This window comes from Butyrivibrio sp. INlla18 (genome assembly GCF_900103635.1).
Classification (GTDB): Bacteria; Bacillota; Clostridia; order Lachnospirales; family Lachnospiraceae; genus Butyrivibrio.
This window is the reverse complement of sequence record NZ_FMXK01000003.1, coordinates 252,664-271,034: the sequence shown is the minus strand read 5'-3', so window position 1 is coordinate 271,034 and position 18,371 is coordinate 252,664. Positions and strand designations below refer to the sequence as shown.

Below are 18,371 nucleotides of genomic sequence, written 5' to 3'. Positions count from 1 at the left end.
TTATACAAAGCTATTTAGCTTTCTTTTACTTTCTTTTTTGAGCCATTCTTGGCTGTGCTCTTTGCCACTTCCTTATAATTGGATGAAACGTAGTCAAATCTTGATCTTAAAAGACCTCTGTAGTCATTCTGTTTAACCAGGTTGGTTCTCTTACTTACAAAGTCGTCAAGCTTGGTCATATACTCATTTTCTGAGATCTCACCCTCTGCAACTCCTGTAAGTCCCTTCTCCCAGCTTGCTGTAAGAGCAGGATTCAGCATAGGCTTCATAGAGCACGCTACAGTTTCGTAGACCATTTCTCCCATCTGGGTTGGTGTGATGATCTGAGTCTTTTTATTGAGATTAAGATATCCAATATTAACAAGCTTAGTAAGGATGCCGGCTCTTGTAGCACTAGTACCAATTCCTGAGCCTTTTATCTGAGCTCTAAGCTCTTCATCCTCAATGAACTGACCAGCATTTTCCATAGTCAGAATGATAGTTCCAGAGTTATATCTCTTTGGAGGAGATGTCTCTCCTTCCTTGATTCCAAAGGTATCCACCTTCAAAACATCATTTTTCTTGATCTTCTGAAGATATTCAAAGAGCTCTTCATCTGTAACTGTCTCTTCTGCGTCGTTATCACCTTTGCCTTCAGCCTCTTCATCTTTTGCCTTATTATCATTCTTGTTCTTGGCAAAAGAAAAGTCCATAACGTGAAGATATCCCTTAGAAGCAAGAATCTTGAAGTTTGCAAAGAAATGCTCTTTTTTGCCTTCATCTTCCTTGTTGTTCATTGATATCTCAAGGGCAACCTTCTGGTAATTGGCTGCTGGGTAAAAGACTGCCAAAAAACGCCTTACGATTATCTCATAAACTAAAGCCGATGTAGGGCTAAGTGTTGATAATGCTGATAATCCCTGACCTGTAGGAATGATCGCATAGTGGTCTGTAATAGCCTTATCGTTTACATATCTGGTCTTTTCTATTCCTTTATAGGACTCATGCTGAAGAATTGCCTTTGCAAAGACTGCGCATGGCTCGTAGGATGTAAGGCCTTTGATATTCTGGCTTATGACCTTGGCTATTGCTGATGACATTACTCTGGCATCAGTTCTAGGATATGTTGTAAGTTTCTTTTCGTATAATTCCTGAGCTACAGCCAGTGTCTCATCAGGGTTTATCTTAAAGAATCTTGAACAGTCATTTTGAAGCTCCGCAAGGTTATAAAGAAGGGGTGCATTTTTAACTTCTTTTTTCTTTTCACACTTCTCAACCACAGCATCAAGCGCTGTTTCAAGAACAACCTTCTTGTCATCAGAATCATCATACTTTTTAAGCTCAGCTCCATTCATGCCTACAAGGGATGAAATAAGCCTGTTTGCACTTTCCTCAGTCTTGAAGCCCTTTTCACTATAAAGCTCTGGAGAACCATCATAGTGAGAATCAGGTGTTACTCTCCACTCAGCATCTTTCACCTTGCCTCCAAGGTCAAGACCGGCCAAGACTCTGTAGAAAGGAGTCTTTTCAAAGTTTCTGATCTCTCGCTCTCTGTCTACTATGATTCCAAGAACGCAGGTCATAACTCGTCCCACTGAAATAACACATTTATCAATGTTAAGATAATTCTTGATGGAATATGCATACTTAAGAGTAAGGGCTCTTGAGAAGTTGATACCCATGAGGTAATCCTCTTTGGCTCTTAAAAATGCCGCAGCGCCAAGGTTATCATACTCGCTGTCATCCTTAGCTTCTCTGATACCTCGCAGGATCTCATCCTCAGTCTGGGAATCAATCCACACGCGCTTTCTCTTTTTGCCGGTAACACCAGCCTGCATATCAACAAGACGATAGATGTACTCACCCTCTCGTCCTGAGTCAGTACAAATATAGATCGTATCTACGTCTTCTCTTGTAAGTAATCCTTTTACTATCTTGAATTGTTTTGAGACATTTCCGATAACTTCATACTTGAAGCTTTGTGGAATAAATGGAAGGGTGTCAAGTGCCCACCTTTTATATTTTTCGTCATAGACCTCAGGATAACTCATGGTTACCAGATGTCCGACGCACCACGTGACAATTGCTGTATCTGACTCCAGGTAACCATCTTTCCTGGTAAAATCGATTTTAAGTGCGCTGGCAAAAGCCTGAGCAACACTTGGTTTTTCTGCTATATATACGCTTTTAGACATTCGTTAATTCATCTATCCCGATCAGTCTGATCTTGCCATCTGACTTCGCAGCTGCATCTACGAGCCACTGATCAAAACCAGCCGTTGAAAAGAGATAGTAATAATCTCCCTCTAGTTTTGCTTTACTAGCGCAGGAAATTAGTTTTTCAAAATCGGCATGAGTTATCTGCTGTTGCCAAGAACAGATTGCAAGAGCTGTATCCCCGGTATCGCTCTGCATGATAAGGTCGATCGTTCCGTCCTTACCGATCCATTCTCCATCGTCGCCTATTTCGAAGGGAAAAAGACCTTTTTCTTCAAGTTTAAAGATATATTCTCTGCAAACAGATTTAAAATACTCATTGGCATATTTTTGAATTCCTGCAGATATAAATATATCATAAAATTTCTCTGCCGGCATTAAGGTTAAACTACTTTCATTATGGAAAATAAATCTAAAGTAGAAATCCAGCAGTGGGTCTGCGATCTTGTACACACCCTTCATAACATTTTCTCTTCCGGCGTTACCAAAAGAATACGCTTTATAGGCAAGGTCATGATGAATAAGCGTTTTTAGATATACAGATATCTTGGCTCTTGAAAATCCGGTGGCATGATAAAGGTCATTTAGCTTGTTAACACCTCTTGCCATCTGAGAAAGGATCGTATGATAAACTGCTGTCTCTCTTAGATTGTACTCAGTAAGCCTATAGGGTTCACCATGCAAAAATGAAGCTTCATCAATGATATTTTTGCAGACATTTTCTTTAAAGGAATACTTGTCATCAAAGTATCTCCAAAGGCCTGTCTGACCACCTAAAATGGAATAAGTAAGAACTGCATCCTTATAAGACATATTAGGGAAATGTGCCCTTAGATCAGAGAATGGAAGGGGCTTTATCTTTCTAAAACCTGCTATCTTGGCCGAAAGATTTCCAAGACTTGAAACCATGCTGTTCTCTACCCAGTTGATATCCTGGCTCAATAAGATGACTAATATCTGCTTGCTTCTGCCATTTTTGTCCACAAAAGAAGTAAGTTCTTCCATAAAGCTCTTGGAAGCTCTGACAGCGTACTCAAACGAGTCGATAACAAGGATAGTTGGAACCTTCACAGATGCTCCGATGCAGTTTTCAAGGATCTCAGTATAGGTTGGATATTTTGAAACCTCTATACTTTTTGCCTTTAACTCATTGCCCCACAAAAAGAGCTGTTCTCTCTCTGATACGGAACGCGCACTAAAATAGAAGCTTCTTCTATTTTCCATAAATCTTAAAAGAAGCTCCTTATAAGCGGTATTCCTGTGGCCATAGACCACAAGAATATTTGTTAGACCGCTTTCATAATATCTGTTTAAAAATGCAAGATCTTCTAATCTTTTTTCTTCCATAAGTTCTTTTCCTGGGAACTATTCCCGAAAAAATCACTTCTTGTTGATGTATCCGCTAGCCTTGAGAAGTTCTGCACACTCTACTGCGCCACCTGCTGCGCCACGAAGAGTATTGTGTGAAAGACCTACAAACTTCCAATCATAGATTGTATCTTCGCGAAGTCTTCCGATGCTGACACCCATACCATTCTCATAATTAACATCAAGAGTGATCTGAGGTCTGTTATCTTCCTGCATGTACTGTATGAACTGCTTTGGAGCGCTAGGAAGCTGGAGCTTCTGTGGAAGTCCTGCAAAGTTCTCGAGCTTTTCGATGAGCTGTTCCTTTGTAGGGTTCTTCTTGAACTTAACAAATGCAGCTGCAGTATGACCATAAAGAACTGGAATTCTGATGCACTGGCATGTGATCTTAACATCATCAGCTGGAACGATCACGCCGTTTTCAATCTTACCCCAGATTCTAAGTGGCTCTTTTTCTGACTTCTCTTCCTCACCTGAAATGAAAGGAATAACGTTTCCAACCATCTCTGGCCACTCTTCAAAGTTCTTGCCAGCACCTGAAATAGCCTGATATGTTGTAGCAACTACTTCGTATGGCTCAAACTCTTTCCAAGCTGTAAGAGCTGGTGTATAGCTCTGGATTGAACAGTTAGGCTTAACAGCAATGAAACCCTTCTGAGTGCTAAGTCTCTTTTTCTGGAACTCGATAACATCCATGTGCTCTGGGTTGATCTCAGGAATGATCATAGGAACATCTGGAGTCCATCTGTGAGCACTGTTATTTGAAACAACAGGAGTCTCAGTCCTAGCGTACTCTTCTTCGATTGCCTTGATCTCGTCCTTAGACATATTTACAGCTGAAAGAACAAAGTCAACATCCTCAGAAACGCCCTTAACATCAGTAACGTCTTTGATAACAATATTCTTTACAGATTCAGGAATAGGGTCATCCATCTTCCATCTCTTACCAACAGCCTCTTCATAAGTCTGTCCAGCACTTCTAGGGCTAGCTGCGATAGTTGTAACCTCAAACCATGGATGATCCTTGATAATATCAATGAATCTCTGTCCAACCATTCCAGTTCCACCAAGAACCGCTACCTTCAACTTGTCACTCATAATAAAATACTCCTCCTTTAGGTTTTGAAATAACATTTTAGAAGTATATAATGCCCAAAACTCCGATATTTTTCGTGAGGTAGATTAAATATAACGAAGCACTAAGACACGAAAAATAAATCGTTTTGGTTCATTATATACTTCCAAAATGTTTATGTACGATATCAAAAATGATTATAATATAGAAAAAGATGCGATAAAATCGATATTTTCTTTAATAACCTTTTTAATAGAGTCACTACTTGGCGCGCCGATAGTTAATCTCTTTTCAACACAGGTCTTTAAACTGATTGCGTCGTAAATGTCATCTTCAAAAAGATCTGAGAAGGTCTTTAATTCTTCCAAACTAAGGTCATCGATGGCGCAGTTTTTGTCGATGCAGGCAAGGACTAATCTGCCAATGACTGAATGAGCATCTCTAAATGGAAGACCTTTTTTAACAAGGTAATCTGCTGCGTCAGTTGCGTTAGTAAAGCCCATCATGGCACTCTTTTCCATGTTGTCTTTGTTGAACTTAAGAGTTCTGAGCATATCTGTGAAAAGAGTAAGGCAGTTATCCACAGTATCTATGGCATCAAATGCTGCCTCTTTGTCTTCCTGCATATCTTTGTTATAAGCAAGAGGAATGCCCTTCATAGTTGTAAGAAGTGACATGAGGTCGCCGTAAACACGTCCAGTCTTACCTCTTACAAGTTCCGCAATATCAGGATTCTTTTTCTGAGGCATGATACTTGAGCCTGTGGAATAAGCATCGTCGATAATTACAAATCTGTATTCATTGGAATTCCAGATGATGATCTCTTCGCTAAATCTTGATAAATGCATCATGATAGTAGAAAGAGCTGATAAATACTCAATGAGATAATCTCTATCTGACACTGAATCCATGCTGTTAAGGGTTGGTCCGTAGAAATCAAGTAGCTGCGCTGTATATTCTCTATCAAGTGGATAAGTTGTGCCAGCAAGAGCTCCTGCTCCTAAAGGACAATAGTTCATGCGGTTTCTGATATCCTTCATCCTTAAAAGGTCTCTTTTGAACATTTCAAAATATGCACCTACATGGTGTGCCAAAGTAACTGGCTGAGCCTTCTGAAGGTGTGTAAAGCCAGGCATGTAGGTATCAATATTAGATTCCATGATACCGTTTAAGACCTTTAATGTCTCTTTTAAAAGATCTGCTGTGTGCTCGATCTCATTTCTAGCATAAAGTCTCATATCAAGAGCAACCTGATCATTTCTGCTGCGTCCTGTATGAACCTTCTTGCCGGCATCGCCGATCCTGTCTATTAAGTTAGCTTCTAGGAAACTGTGGATATCTTCGTATTTGGTGGTGATCTCAAGCTTACCAGCCTTAACATCCTCTAAGATGCTGTCTAGGCCTTTTACTATCTGATCCTTTTCAGCTTCAGAGATAATGCCCTGCTTTGCAAGCATAGTGGCATGAGCCTTACTACCTCTGACATCGACTTCTAAAAATCTCTTATCAAAAGTAATTGATGCATTAAAATCCCAAGCAAGTTCATTTATACTTCCTGTAAATCTTCCGCCCCAAAGCTGTGCCATTTCTCCATCTCCATATTTGTATATATAATGATTAAATATTCACTTTGACAAATTAAAGTCTTAAAAAATTATAGCCCACATTTAACAAATATGAAACCCCAAAAAATCAGTTAATATTTAACAAATATTTGGAAGCATAGAATTTATATTTGTACACAAAGACAAATGTCCGCACTAGGCGGACATTTTTATGAATAATGCTTTTTTATTTATATTTAGGCAATCTCTACGTTTCTGGTGGCGATGACGTCAACACCTGTTCCAGCGACGTTTTTTACAAGAACGTCTCCAATATGGGCTGGTGCAGCAACAACTGCAGCGTCAATATCCTTCATAACGTCAAAGATCTTATCCTTAGGAATATCGCTTGCCGTTTTAACTGATATTCTCTCTTTGTCTCCGCCTGTTATCCTGATAGTACTTGTAACGATTCTTGTAGGATTTACTACTTCTTTTCTTGCGTAGATATCACCCTTTTGGCATGTATTTCCTGTAACTTCAGTTACTTCGCCGCCATCCATTGTTACTGTGAGCTGGCATCCCATAGGGCATCCGATACAGGTTAATTCTCTTTTTTCCATAGTTTACCACCTCACTCTTTCTCAATCTTTACAGTAATCTTCTTAAGGCCATCATGTTCTTCTAGCTGGCTCTTTCGAAGGATTATCTGTTCCATCTCACCAGGAGCCATGATCCTCTTTTGATTGTGGAAGACTCTCTCATCATCAAAGTACACACTTACAAAAGAGTTCTTGTAAACATCACCAACTCTAAATCTTACTGTTAAAAGATCATCCATTCTACCAAGATCGATAGTGCTTGGCACTGTATATCTTGCGCCTTCTGTAGCAACTATTTCGATAACCTCTTCATTTGAACCTTCCTTGCAACCGCTATTTATGTACTTAACAGCGTTCTGTCCAGCTCTTTTTGCTTCTTCAGAAACATAGTCTACAAGATCATGAACATGAAGAACATTTCCGCAGGCAAACACTCCAGGAATATTAGTCTCAAGAGATTCATTTACTATAGGACCTGATGTTACAGGGCTCATCTTAACTCCAGCTGATCTTGATAGCTCGTTTTCTGGAATAAGTCCGCAGGAAAGTAAAAGCGTATCGCAGGTATACCTTTCTTCTGTTCCAGGAATAGGCTTTCTGTCTGGGCCAACTTCAGCAATAGTAACTGCTGTCACATGCTCTTTTCCCTCAATATCAACTACTGTATGGGAGAGCTTAAGTGGAATTTTGTAGTCATCAAGACACTGAACGATATTTCTCTTAAGTCCTCCTGAATATGGCATAAGCTCTGCTACAACCTTGACCTTAGCGCCTTCAAGTGTCATTCTGCGGGCCATGATAAGTCCGATATCACCTGATCCCAGGATAACTACTTCTCTTCCAGGCATGTAGCCTTCGATATTTACAAGTCTCTGAGCTGTACCAGCTGAGAAGATACCTGCAGGTCTATAGCCTGGAATATTCAAAGCTCCTCTAGGTCTTTCTCTGCAGCCCATAGCAAGGATAACTGCTTTGGCAGGAATCTGGAACATTCCATCTTCTCTGTTCATAGCTGTTACAGTCTTGTCTGCAGCAATGTCCATAACCATGGTATTAAGCTTGTACTCGATACCAAGATCAAGAACCTGCTTGATAAATCTATATGCATACTCTGGTCCTGTAAGCTCTTCTTTGAAGGTATGAAGGCCAAAACCGTTGTGAATGCACTGATTTAAGATTCCACCAAGCTCGTGGTCTCTTTCAAGAATCAAAATACTGTCATTTCCTGCTTCTTTTGCAGCTACTGCGGCAGCAAGTCCAGCAGGACCACCGCCTACTATTACGATATCGTATGTCTTCATGCTTCGCTTTCCTCCCCTTTAGTTCTCTCGATCACGATATTGGACTTTCCGCCGCTCTTTGTGATCTTTTCGTAAGGAAGATCAAGCTCCCTGTGAAGAATCTCCATTGTTCTAGGACTGCAAAATCCAGCCTGACATCTACCCATTCCAGCTCTTGTTCTGCGCTTAACGCCGTCAAGAGTTCTGGCACCAAGTGGTCTGTGGATAGCATCTAGAATCTCGCCTTCAGTAACCATCTCGCATCTGCAGATGATGTTTCCATATGCAGGATTTTCTTTTATAAGAGCATTCATCTCTTCAATAGAAAGGCCTTCTGTAGACTTTACGCCCTTTCTAGTGCTGATCCAGCCAGCCTTTTCTTTTAAGCCCATCTTTTCTTTTAGCATATCGCCCACCATCTTGCCGATAGCAGGTGAAGCAGAAAGACCTGGTGATTCAATTCCTGCTACATCAATAAAGCAAGGTGCATCCTTAACTTCTTCTATTACGAACTCGTGTCTTTCAAGGTGAGCACGAAGTCCTGCAAAAGAAGTAATGACATTTCTCATAGGAAGGTTTTTGACATTCTCAGAAGCCTTGGAAATAACGGCATCAAGGCCTTCCTGAGTTGTGTTATTTCCTTCCTTTTTTTCTATGTCGATAGCTGTTGGTCCCACAAGAAGATTACCGTGTACTGTAGGTGTTACTAAAACGCCCTTACCATACTTAGTTGGCTGTGGGAATATTGTATGAGAAACATAGCTTCCAACCTCTTTATCAAGAAGGCAGTAATCGCCTCGTCTCTCTATGATATGCATCTTGTCAGCGCTTACCATGTTGTGGATCTTGTCAGCATAGACACCTGCTGCATTTACAATGTATCTTGCTTTATACTCGCCATTATTAGCTCTAACATGCCAGATTCCATCTGCATCTTTTTTGATATCTTCTACTTCAGTGTTGAGTCTGAACTCTACGCCGTTTACGTTGGCATTTTCTGCCATGGCGATGTTAAGTTCAAATGGGCAGATGATTCCACCAGTTGGAGCTAAAAGAGCTCCTTCCACATTGTCAGAAAGATTTGGCTCAAGCTCTAATGCTTCTTCTTTTGACAAAAGCTTAAGGCCTTTAACTCCGTTTTTTACGCCTCTTTCATACAAAACCTTAAGTCCATCAAGCTCTTCCTTGTGAACACATACGACCATTGAGCCATTTCTCTTAAAAGGAATATCAAGATCTTTGGACAGCTGATCCATCATCTCATTTCCTTCTACATTTAGCTTAGCCATAAGAGAGCCTTCAGCAGCATCAAATCCAGCATGTACAATGGCTGAGTTTGCCTTGGACGTTCCCTCACATACATCACTACATTTTTCTAGGACGCAAACATTTATATCGTATCTGGAAAGTTCTCTAGCAACAGCACAGCCAGATACCCCCGCTCCTATAACTATTACGTCTAACATATCTATCCCCTACCTTCTTATCAGATTTCTTTTGCCCAGCCTCTTGTAGAAGCAACTGCCTGCTTCCAGCCGCGAAGCTCTTTTTCTCTCTTTTCTGAGTCCATAGTACTCTTAAACTCCTTGTCTATGGACCAGTTATTTAATACATCCTCTTTGCTTTTCCAGTAACCCACTGCAAGTCCTGCAAGGTATGCAGCACCCATAGCTGTTGTCTCAACGCAGGATGGTCTAAGGACGTCAGTATCGATGATATCTGACTGGAACTGCATCAGGAAATTATTCTTGGAAGCTCCGCCGTCTACTCTAAGTCTTGTAAGCTTTCTGCCTGTATCAAGTTCCATAGCCTTTAATACATCTGCTGTCTGGAATGCCAGAGACTCAAGCGTTGCCCTTATGATGTGATATTTGTTGACACCTCTTGTAAGACCTACAATGGCACCTCTTGCATAAGGATCCCAATATGGAGCACCAAGACCTGTGAATGCTGGCACAACGTAGCAACCATTGGTATCTTTTACCTGAGTTGCAAAATATTCTGAATCTGGAGAAGAGTCAATTACTCTAAGCTCGTCTCTAAGCCACTGTATTGCAGCACCAGCCACATATACTGAGCCTTCGATTGCATAGGTCACCTTTCCATCAATTCCCCATGCGATCGTTGTCAAAAGATCATTTTTAGAATAGATAGGCTTATCACCAGTGTTCATCAGCATGAAACAACCTGTTCCATAGGTGTTCTTGGCGTCGCCTTCAGAAAAGCATGTCTGTCCAAACAAAGCAGACTGCTGATCTCCTGCAGCACCTGCTATCTTCACAGGTCCTCCAAAGAATTCAGGATCAGTCTCACCATATACACAGCTAGATGGCTTAACTTCTGGAAGCATGCTCATTGGAATATCTAAAAGATCACAGAGCTCTTTATCCCATTCAAGGGTATTGATATTAAAAAGAAGCGTTCTTGAGGCATTAGAATAATCTGTCACATGAACCTTCCCCTTCGTGAGCTTATAAATAAGCCAGGAATCTACAGTTCCAAAGCAAAGCTCACCTCTCTCTGCTCTAGCTCTTGCTCCATCCACATTATCAAGGATCCATCTGATCTTGGTTCCTGAAAAATATGGATCGAATTTAAGTCCTGTCTTGCACTGGAATTTCTCTACGATTCCAGGAACTTCTTTTTTCATCTTTTCTGCAAAGTCCGCTGTTCTGCGGCACTGCCAAACAATAGCATGAGAAATAGGCTGTCCAGTTTTTCTATCCCATACAATAACAGTCTCACGCTGATTAGTAATGCCAATAGCCGCTATATCTTCGAAGCTTGCATCGATCTTGTTCATGGCCTCACGGGCTACAGACAGCTGTGTCTGCCAAATCTCGCTAGCATCGTGCTCAACCCAACCAGGCTGAGGAAAAAACTGTGTGAATTCCTTCTGGGCACAAGAACAGATCTCCCCTTTTTGATCAAACAGAATACATCTGTTGCTTGTTGTGCCTGAATCCAATGCCATTATGTACTTTGCCATTTTATAACTCCCTTACCATAACTAGTTTCTTTTAAGAAAAAAGAGCAAAGAAAAGAATCTTCTTTGCTCTTTAATAATATAGCTTTTTTGTGCATTTTACAATAGTTTCACAAATATAGCACTCTATTTTTGTGCATTGTGCACAGGATTTTAATATGCTTTTTGTTGGAAACTGATATAGAAATTTTAGTTTTCGTTTGATTGATACTTATCTATCACTTCATAGATCTTTTCATTTGGATCATCAACCATCTGAACTGTATCTCCAAGCTCTAAAACCTTAGTCTGGATAGCAGTTCTCATCTCCCAGGTAGGAAGCCCTTCTCCATTTGGATCTCCTGTTTTGGCAAAATTAGTCCAGTACCCCACCATCATTTCTGAAAGCTTGTAGTCGTCTTCGTCATATAGACCTGGGTGTCTATATAGATTACCGTAGGCATAGGGTAGTTCTCCTGCGTGATAGTTGGTAAGACTGCCATTTCTCTTAGTGAAGTAATATTCATAGCTTGGAATTCCAAGAGTTACTTCATATCTATTCCATACATGATGAGAATAACTAAACCATAGTGCACTATAAACGGTATTAAGTGCTCCCTTGGCTTCACCAAGAGCATCAATTGCGATATGGTCATCCCTTGGAGGCAGATTCCATGGCACAACCTCCGCCATTTCCTTTGCATAATCTCCAATCTCTTCTGCTATGAGTTCCTCGTAGTTATCTCTGGTAGCTTTGATATTTAGCATGAACACATCAGCTTCTTTTGCATTAAAACCATGTAAAAGAGCTTTCTCGTGATTATTACCCTTCTCATAGGTAAGATAAGGCATCTCGTTTATTGCATAGCCATCGATTGTCATTGCTGTGTTCTTGGAAGATGTACTAAGGAGCTTGTCAGCGCTTATGCTTCTAAGCTCAGCTGATGAAGCTACCCCAAGCTCTTTTCTAAGGATATCTCCCTGTTCTATGGCCTCTTCATAGGTTCTAAAGGTGTGAAAAGGCTTTTTAGCCAGGATAGAACTTGACTCAGCAATAGCATATCTAAATAAACCTTCAGTTAATGGTGATACACAAAGAGCGTTAACACTTGATGAGCCTGCTGACTCTCCAGCTATAGTGATCTTGTTTTTGTCACCGCCAAAGGCTTCGATATTGTCGTAAACCCACTTAAGAGCTGCTATCTGATCAAGAAGTCCGTAGTTACCAGTTGTTCCATTTTCTGATTCAGCCTTTAAGTCATCAGCTGCGTAATATCCAAATGGTCCTAGGCGATATGCAAAGTTAACAAATATCACACCCTCTTTTGCAAAGGTCTCGCCTCTGTATTCTGTATAGTAAGACTGGCCTGTATTTAATGAACCTCCGTGGATATAGAATACTACCGGCTTAAGTTCATCACCTTTCTCAGGTGCGTAAACATTAAGATACAGACAGTCTTCACTCATAGGTTCTACATACTCATCACCAAATCTAACTTTATAATCATGATAACCAATGATCGTGGATAAAGAATCGTAAATAACGGCATTTCTTGGCTGCATCGCCATTGGTCCAAAGCTGTCACAGGCTAAAACTCCATCCCAGGGCTTTTTTGTTACAGGCTCTCTAAACCTAAGCTCTCCAACAGGAGCTTCGGCATAAGGGATTCCAGCAAACACTCTTACTGAATGATCTTCATTGTAAACTCCTGTAATGTCTCCAGATGCTACATGAACAACTTCTGTCACATCAGGATTCTTATTATCAACAGCCGGAACCCTCTTTTCCTCAGGTCCTGTAAATAAATAGTTGATCATTAGATAAGAAATAAAAATAACCCACATTAAGGCCATGCGCTTTTTGTCATATTTGTCCTTTTTCATAAAATATGCTCTGCAAACAAACATAAGCACTATTCCAATAAGAGCAAGGCACCAGCCAATGATCATATTCTTAGATAATTCCAAAAGTGCCAAATATAGCAGTGATACTATTATTACACTAATCGTAAATCCCATATGCATATCCTCATTTCAAAACACTTCAAAAAAAATCTGCGGATCGTTATAGCAAAAGTGTATACCTATCCGCAGAAGAAATCAATGCATAAAATTAAATTGTGCTAAATATTTTTTAGGATGCTTTTTTTAAGCTTACGTAACTTACTGTCCGTCAGGCTTCACTCCACTTTCCACCATCATATTAATGGCTTCCATAGCAACTTCATAAAGGGCAGCCATATCTCTCGCACCTTCATCATCCTTGCTTGCAAGCTTTCTATACTGAGTTGTAAAGTACTGCTTGGCCTGATCAATAGTTACTCTAGTAATAACATGACCATTGGTAAAAATAGTACCACTGTCCACATTATATTTGCCAGAAGTATACTTAGACTTCTGCGCTTCCCCAACTCCCATAGATTTAGCAAGTGAATGTATAAGGTCCTCTCTACCTATCGTCATAGCACCCTCCTAAAAAACTACCATCTCTCCCTCTCATTATACCCCCTTTTCACACCATAAATCCACGTCTTTTTACCCCTTTATTATTAACGGGTTTCGACGGCTTCGTAGGCGGTGTAATAAGTTTCGATGCGGTCGAAACGATAGTAGGCATCTCCTTTTATGGTGCCTATGGAACCAGGGGTGATGCATACTTCGTCTTTGTTGCTGGGGATGAGCCAGATGCAATCAACTAGTTCGTCTCCGTCAAAGAAAAGGACGTAGGCATCAACTTTAACTTTGAGGGAAGTTGGGTTTTCCGCTGCAAGGATGACGGAATTACCATCAATTTTGGTGTAGACGTAAACATCTTCGGTTACATCCTTTTCGTAAGGGGTTCGCTTGCTGATGGTAAATTCGTACATTGAAGGTAAGATGCCGCCAAGTTCTGATTTGTCAAAGCGACCTTCTATTACGAACTTGGCTCCGTCAGGTACTACCTCTGAAGTTCGTTCTGAAGTAGCAATTTCGTTACCGTCTTTGTCACGAGCTGTAAATATGCACTCGTATCTGCAAAGGTCCCCTGTCTTATTTTGAAGGACCAGCACTGGATTGCAGTTGTGATCATCTTCTCTAAAGTACTGAGCCACGATAAGAGTTCCCACTGGAAGACCACCGTAAGATGGCATATCATCGTCAGAAGCTCCTATCTCTGTACTTTTTGCAGTAGTTTCATATTCTTTTTCTATATCTTCAAAGCTCTCGAATATTGATTCAGGGTATTTACTGTTATCAAGAGAAGACTCGCTACTATCAGCTTCTGTAGTTACGATCTCGTTATACCCAGGTTCATCCTGAACTACGCCGTCACTTACATAATAGATTCCATCATTAGATGTAGCTGCAGTTACCGCCACCTGCTCATCTATAGTCTTATAGTCTTTTACCATAAAAGACATATCGAAACCGAAATTGCTATAGTTGTCATAGAGGATCTGCTTGAAAGCTCCATAGCCTTCACCCTTGTCATATGGAAGGTGAAGGCCAAAAGTATTTAGATACATTATTATTGGAACTAAGATGCCCACAAGGGACATCAAAAGAGCTCTGACTGTATTTATAGTCTTTTCCTTTGAAAGGCAATAAATACTCAGTGCAAAAGATATGATCGATGGAAATATACCGATCAATATAAAAGATGATAAAAGTCCGCAAATAGAAAGCACAATTGCTACTACAAGCATCTGCATAGAATACCCCTCGTTTTCTGTGCATAATTTACAAAAACAATTCACTCTAAAATGTCAATACTTGTATCAATATTTTTTTATACTACAATATATTGTAGTTAAAGAATTATCTGTATTTAGTATTGAGGAGGGTGTGTATATGAACAGTGTTGCAACTTTGGAGGCTTCAGATCTACGAATCATCCGCAGCATTCTTCGTTCCATGGCTAATGAGCATTGGTCTGTTCAGGAAGCTCTTGATGAATATGATATTCCAGAGTTCCTTCGTGAAGACTACGAAGCGCAGATCGAAGCCTGTTTTGTAGATTAAGTATTAAAGCATTTCAAGCTTGAATACTACTGGCATATCACTTCTAAAGTCAGTCTTCATATGAAGGCCATCTTCCTTTCTTTCGAAAGCTACTGATGAGCCATCAGCCAGTACACTAATATTCTTGATAATTCCTGAGAAGCCGTTTGAACTAGCGGCTTCTTTTTCAATTCCAAGAGATCTTACAACATATTCTCCACTGTCTGAGCACTTAAGTGCTGTAACATAGAGATTTCCCTTAGCCACTGTAAATCTAAAGTCTTCTGGTGTATACTCGATCTTTTTCTTGTCAGTGAACTGTCCGCCTGCTGCCTTTGTAGGTCCCTCTTCAGCAAATCTAAATGGCTTACTCTCATAGATAGCATCGCCGTTCTTTGAAAGCCACTCACCAATTCCAAGAAGAGTCTTTTTGTCTTCTTCTGAAATTGTTCCATCAGATTTAGGTCCAACGTTAAGAAGCATATTACCGTTCTTGGCTACAGCGTCGCAAAGGTTGCAGATGATCTCCTCTGGTCCCTTGTAATCGTTGTCTTCAATGTAGCACCATGATCTTCTGCCGATAGCAGTATCTGTCTGCCATACAAATGGCTGAGCAGTTGCAAGCTGACCTCTCTCAACGTCAGGTACAGCAACACCAAATGGGAATGCATCGTGCTTGTAGTTGATAACACCAACCTTGCCGATCTTCTCCATCTCATTGTAGTAATACGCTGCCATCTCTCTAAGATATGGCTTAAGGCAAGCTTCCTGGATCCACCAGTCAAAGTAAAGAACCTCAGGATGATACTGATCAATGATCTCCTTTGTTCTATCAAGCCAGTCCTGCATGAACTCAGCTGTAGGTGTTGGCTCAGCGTAAAGATCATAGTGATCTTCAGGCTCCTTCATAGCTGGATAGTAGAGGCTATCCTTAGTCATGCTGTCGTTGATATCGCTCTCAAATTCGCGGCCTTTGCTCATAAAGAACCAGTGCTCGATCCTGTGTGAAGAAGCACCAAAGTGCATACCTCTCTTCTCAGCGCTCTTTTTGAGCTCTCCAAGGTAATCCACCTTTGGTCCCATCTCATAAGCATTCCACTTAGAAAGCTTACTCTTATACATCTGGAAGCCGTCATGGTGCTCTGCTACAGGCACTACATATTTTGCTCCAGCTTTAACAAAAAGATCTATCCACTCGTCAGCATTGAATTTCTCTGCCTTGAACATAGGGATAAAATCCTTGTATCCAAAATCCTTGTGCGGTCCATATGTCTTGATATGGTGCTCGTACTCTTTTGAATCCTTGATATACATATTTCTGGAATACCACTCGTTTCCAAATGCTGGAACGCTATAGATTCCGAAATGAATAAAGATTCCAAATCTTGATGATGAGTACCACTGTGGTACAGTGTACTTTGATAATGATTCCCAATCTGCTGTGTAACTCATTTCTTTCCTAAATTCCTTCTCTTTTTAGTTTTGTTTTTGCTATTGCTAAGAAGATCCATTCCCACATCGTAGACCTTCCCATCAACCGCATCTGATAGCCATTTCGCCATGGATATTCCATCCTGGGTAAATGCTGTAAAGTGAAGCTCTCTGACGCTGGTGTGTACAGTGCCGCCCATGGTTATAAGCGGTATCTTCCAGTTGTTAATAAAGATACCAAAGGCTGGAGTTATCTCTTTTAACTCATGTACCATCTCTATCAACTGGTTATAATAATCTTCCTGTACATCCTGATCAGTTTCATACTTCTTGTTGATAATATCATTATAGTAGGCACTTAATAAATAGTCTCTGTCCGAACTGGAATATAAATACCTGATTTTGTCTCCATATTTCCTAAAAAGTTCTTTGTACCAATCCAAAGTAATATTATCTGAATGGATGGATCTCCAAATGCTATCCTTTGAACGCCATATATTCTTAGCTGTTTTTCTCCAGTTTTTGTATAGGAGCTGGCCACTATCTGAAAATACTGTTATGCTCCTTGCGTTTGGATAATAATCATCTATTATCTCTCCAGCAAGAGCAGGAACAGCAAAAGCTCCAGCAGAATTACCTGCTATCAAAAGCTTGTCAGGAGCAGGGATCAGCTCTTTTGCCACCTTCATACTCTCAAGAAAATTGACATAGCCATGGAAATGAAGGATATCATCCTTGCCATCTTCAGTTTTGTAAGGATAATCATTGTTGCCAACATGGAAGTCTCCAGTGGCATAAGTGATGACCACAAAGCTCCAGTCCTTGAATGGATTCTTGTCCGAAGCAATATCAGTTATACCGATATTGATGTTCATGAGCTGGGTAAAGGGTCTTAGATTATTCCAATAGTAGTTTGGAAGACCTGCTGCCACTTTGCCGCCTGTAACAGGCCTTGCAGCAGTATACTCATTCCAGGCTACACCGCCGCCTGAAAAGAAGATGCAAAGCTTTTTGGGATCAGCTTTTTTGACATAGATATAATACTCAGAACCGTCACCAGATAAGCCCTTATCAAGGGATACTCTGTACCACTTCATGTTCTCTGGCTTTTCTGGGATCTCATCTGCAAGCTTATTTTTGTCCTCCATCACTTTTCCAATGGAGTTTTCCACAAAATCTCCAACCTTGGAGGCAAATACGATTCCTCGTTTTAAGTTTTTTCTGTTTAATCTGTTTTTAAGACTCATAGTAACCGTCACATATTGAACATTTTTTCTGAGGCAACCTTAAGGTCTCTGAACCTAAAGATAAGAACCCCAACAAATATGATAAGATAAACCACAATACTGATAGCTGCTGGCCATGGCTGACCTATCTTGCCATTTCTGATAAAGATGATCTGCAAAAGAGCCATGAAAAGGTCAAAGATGATATACAAAATATACTCATCAAGTCTAAGTTTCATGACCTTGGCAATTATGATAGTTGCAAAGGCAAGGCCAATAAGTGTAAGTGGAACCATCCAGGATATCGACCATCCCAAAAATCCCGTCTTAACATCAATATAGATATCAACGATTATAGCTACGATAACTTCCCAGGTTATGACCTTAAGGAGGTTGTTTCTAAGATACATGGTTGTAAGAAGTGTAACCCAACCTGCTAGTATTCCAAGCATGATAAGACCTATTGGGGCATACTCTCTATTGGTCATGATATTGATAGCAGCAAATATTATCTCTAAGGATGCGCAAATAAATGTGCACATCTTGATAAAGGTTATATTACTGATCTTTTTCTTTTTGAGGCTAGGAAAAGAAGCACCAACCTCACCCTGTACTTCCTTGAGCTGGCCCTGACACAGTGGACAACAGCTCTTTTTACCTCTTATATTAACTTTACATTTAGGACAAATCTGCATATTACTTA

15 protein-coding genes are annotated in these 18,371 nt (G+C 40.4%); 1 reads left to right on the top strand and 14 read right to left on the bottom strand.

All coding sequences use genetic code 11. The features are described 5' to 3' along the window. Positions 1–14 precede the first annotated feature (14 nt). From BLS24_RS01235 to BLS24_RS01185, 11 genes are all read right to left on the bottom strand, one after another. Positions 15–2,174, bottom strand: coding sequence for a DNA topoisomerase (locus BLS24_RS01235; protein WP_091755346.1), 2,160 nt, complete (start codon positions 2,172–2,174; stop codon positions 15–17). Continuing rightward, on the bottom strand, positions 2,167–3,543 hold the full coding sequence (locus BLS24_RS01230) for an ATP-binding protein (RefSeq protein ID WP_091755343.1): 1,377 nt from the start codon (positions 3,541–3,543) through the stop codon (positions 2,167–2,169). The genes BLS24_RS01235 and BLS24_RS01230 overlap by 8 nt, the downstream gene beginning before the upstream one ends. A 33-nt stretch (positions 3,544–3,576) precedes the next feature. After that, positions 3,577–4,662, bottom strand: a complete 1,086-nt coding sequence (gene asd / locus BLS24_RS01225; RefSeq protein ID WP_091755340.1) for an aspartate-semialdehyde dehydrogenase — start codon at positions 4,660–4,662, stop codon at positions 3,577–3,579. A gap of 174 nt (positions 4,663–4,836) precedes the next feature. Further along, a complete protein-coding gene (gene argH, locus BLS24_RS01220) occupies positions 4,837–6,225 on the bottom strand; it encodes an argininosuccinate lyase (protein WP_091755338.1) in 1,389 nt (462 codons plus the stop codon). A gap of 215 nt (positions 6,226–6,440) precedes the next feature. Further along, positions 6,441–6,806 carry a DUF1667 domain-containing protein gene (locus tag BLS24_RS01215; RefSeq protein WP_091755336.1) on the bottom strand — a complete coding sequence of 122 codons (366 nt, stop codon included), beginning with the start codon at positions 6,804–6,806 and terminating at the stop codon, positions 6,441–6,443. An 11-nt stretch (positions 6,807–6,817) separates the two neighbouring features. After that, positions 6,818–8,086 (bottom strand): NAD(P)/FAD-dependent oxidoreductase, encoded by a 1,269-nt coding sequence (locus BLS24_RS01210; RefSeq protein WP_091755334.1) that lies wholly within the window; start codon positions 8,084–8,086, stop codon positions 6,818–6,820. Continuing rightward, a complete protein-coding gene (locus BLS24_RS01205; protein WP_091755332.1) occupies positions 8,083–9,531 on the bottom strand; it encodes an NAD(P)/FAD-dependent oxidoreductase in 1,449 nt (482 codons plus the stop codon). Before BLS24_RS01205 ends, BLS24_RS01210 begins: the two co-directional genes overlap by 4 nt. A 20-nt stretch (positions 9,532–9,551) precedes the next feature. Further along, a complete protein-coding gene (gene glpK / locus BLS24_RS01200) occupies positions 9,552–11,054 on the bottom strand; it encodes a glycerol kinase GlpK (RefSeq protein ID WP_091755330.1) in 1,503 nt (500 codons plus the stop codon). Positions 11,055–11,240: 186 nt separating this feature from the next. Beyond that, positions 11,241–13,049, bottom strand: a complete 1,809-nt coding sequence (locus BLS24_RS01195) for a carboxylesterase/lipase family protein (RefSeq protein WP_091755328.1) — start codon at positions 13,047–13,049, stop codon at positions 11,241–11,243. A gap of 144 nt (positions 13,050–13,193) precedes the next feature. Further along, entirely contained in the window at positions 13,194–13,493 is a 300-nt protein-coding gene (locus BLS24_RS01190) for a hypothetical protein (RefSeq protein WP_091755326.1), read from the bottom strand. A gap of 86 nt (positions 13,494–13,579) precedes the next feature. Further along, on the bottom strand, positions 13,580–14,722 hold the full coding sequence (locus tag BLS24_RS01185) for a hypothetical protein (protein ID WP_091755324.1): 1,143 nt from the start codon (positions 14,720–14,722) through the stop codon (positions 13,580–13,582). A gap of 139 nt (positions 14,723–14,861) precedes the next feature. On the opposite strand from BLS24_RS01185, the gene BLS24_RS15180 reads away from it, so the two are divergent. Beyond that, positions 14,862–15,032, top strand: coding sequence for a hypothetical protein (locus BLS24_RS15180; RefSeq protein ID WP_176764296.1), 171 nt, complete (start codon positions 14,862–14,864; stop codon positions 15,030–15,032). 3 nt (positions 15,033–15,035) lie between these two features. On the opposite strand, the gene BLS24_RS01180 is transcribed toward BLS24_RS15180, so the two are convergent. The 3 genes from BLS24_RS01180 to BLS24_RS01170 are packed head-to-tail and all read right to left on the bottom strand — an operon-like array spanning position 15,036 to position 18,363. Further along, positions 15,036–16,463: an alpha-L-fucosidase gene (locus tag BLS24_RS01180; protein WP_091755322.1), complete on the bottom strand. Its 1,428-nt coding sequence runs from the start codon at positions 16,461–16,463 to the stop codon at positions 15,036–15,038. Beyond that, entirely contained in the window at positions 16,460–17,689 is a 1,230-nt protein-coding gene (locus BLS24_RS01175) for a pectin acetylesterase-family hydrolase (RefSeq protein ID WP_091755320.1), read from the bottom strand. The genes BLS24_RS01180 and BLS24_RS01175 overlap by 4 nt, the downstream gene beginning before the upstream one ends. 8 nt (positions 17,690–17,697) lie before the next feature. Continuing rightward, positions 17,698–18,363, bottom strand: a complete 666-nt coding sequence (locus BLS24_RS01170) for a DUF6320 domain-containing protein (protein WP_091755317.1) — start codon at positions 18,361–18,363, stop codon at positions 17,698–17,700. Between the last annotated feature and the right edge of the window lie 8 nt (positions 18,364–18,371).

Coding starts and splice junctions, on each gene's coding strand:
- BLS24_RS01235 (WP_091755346.1), bottom strand. CDS start 2,174: ATGTCTAAAAGCGTATATATAGCAGAAAAACCAAGTGTTGCTCAGGCT.
- BLS24_RS01230 (WP_091755343.1), bottom strand. CDS start 3,543: ATGGAAGAAAAAAGATTAGAAGATCTTGCATTTTTAAACAGATATTAT.
- asd (WP_091755340.1), bottom strand. CDS start 4,662: ATGAGTGACAAGTTGAAGGTAGCGGTTCTTGGTGGAACTGGAATGGTT.
- argH (WP_091755338.1), bottom strand. CDS start 6,225: ATGGCACAGCTTTGGGGCGGAAGATTTACAGGAAGTATAAATGAACTT.
- BLS24_RS01215 (WP_091755336.1), bottom strand. CDS start 6,806: ATGGAAAAAAGAGAATTAACCTGTATCGGATGCCCTATGGGATGCCAG.
- BLS24_RS01210 (WP_091755334.1), bottom strand. CDS start 8,086: ATGAAGACATACGATATCGTAATAGTAGGCGGTGGTCCTGCTGGACTT.
- BLS24_RS01205 (WP_091755332.1), bottom strand. CDS start 9,531: ATGTTAGACGTAATAGTTATAGGAGCGGGGGTATCTGGCTGTGCTGTT.
- glpK (WP_091755330.1), bottom strand. CDS start 11,054: ATGGCAAAGTACATAATGGCATTGGATTCAGGCACAACAAGCAACAGA.
- BLS24_RS01195 (WP_091755328.1), bottom strand. CDS start 13,049: ATGGGATTTACGATTAGTGTAATAATAGTATCACTGCTATATTTGGCA.
- BLS24_RS01190 (WP_091755326.1), bottom strand. CDS start 13,493: ATGACGATAGGTAGAGAGGACCTTATACATTCACTTGCTAAATCTATG.
- BLS24_RS01185 (WP_091755324.1), bottom strand. CDS start 14,722: ATGCAGATGCTTGTAGTAGCAATTGTGCTTTCTATTTGCGGACTTTTA.
- BLS24_RS15180 (WP_176764296.1), top strand. CDS start 14,862: ATGAACAGTGTTGCAACTTTGGAGGCTTCAGATCTACGAATCATCCGC.
- BLS24_RS01180 (WP_091755322.1), bottom strand. CDS start 16,463: ATGAGTTACACAGCAGATTGGGAATCATTATCAAAGTACACTGTACCA.
- BLS24_RS01175 (WP_091755320.1), bottom strand. CDS start 17,689: ATGAGTCTTAAAAACAGATTAAACAGAAAAAACTTAAAACGAGGAATC.
- BLS24_RS01170 (WP_091755317.1), bottom strand. CDS start 18,363: ATGCAGATTTGTCCTAAATGTAAAGTTAATATAAGAGGTAAAAAGAGC.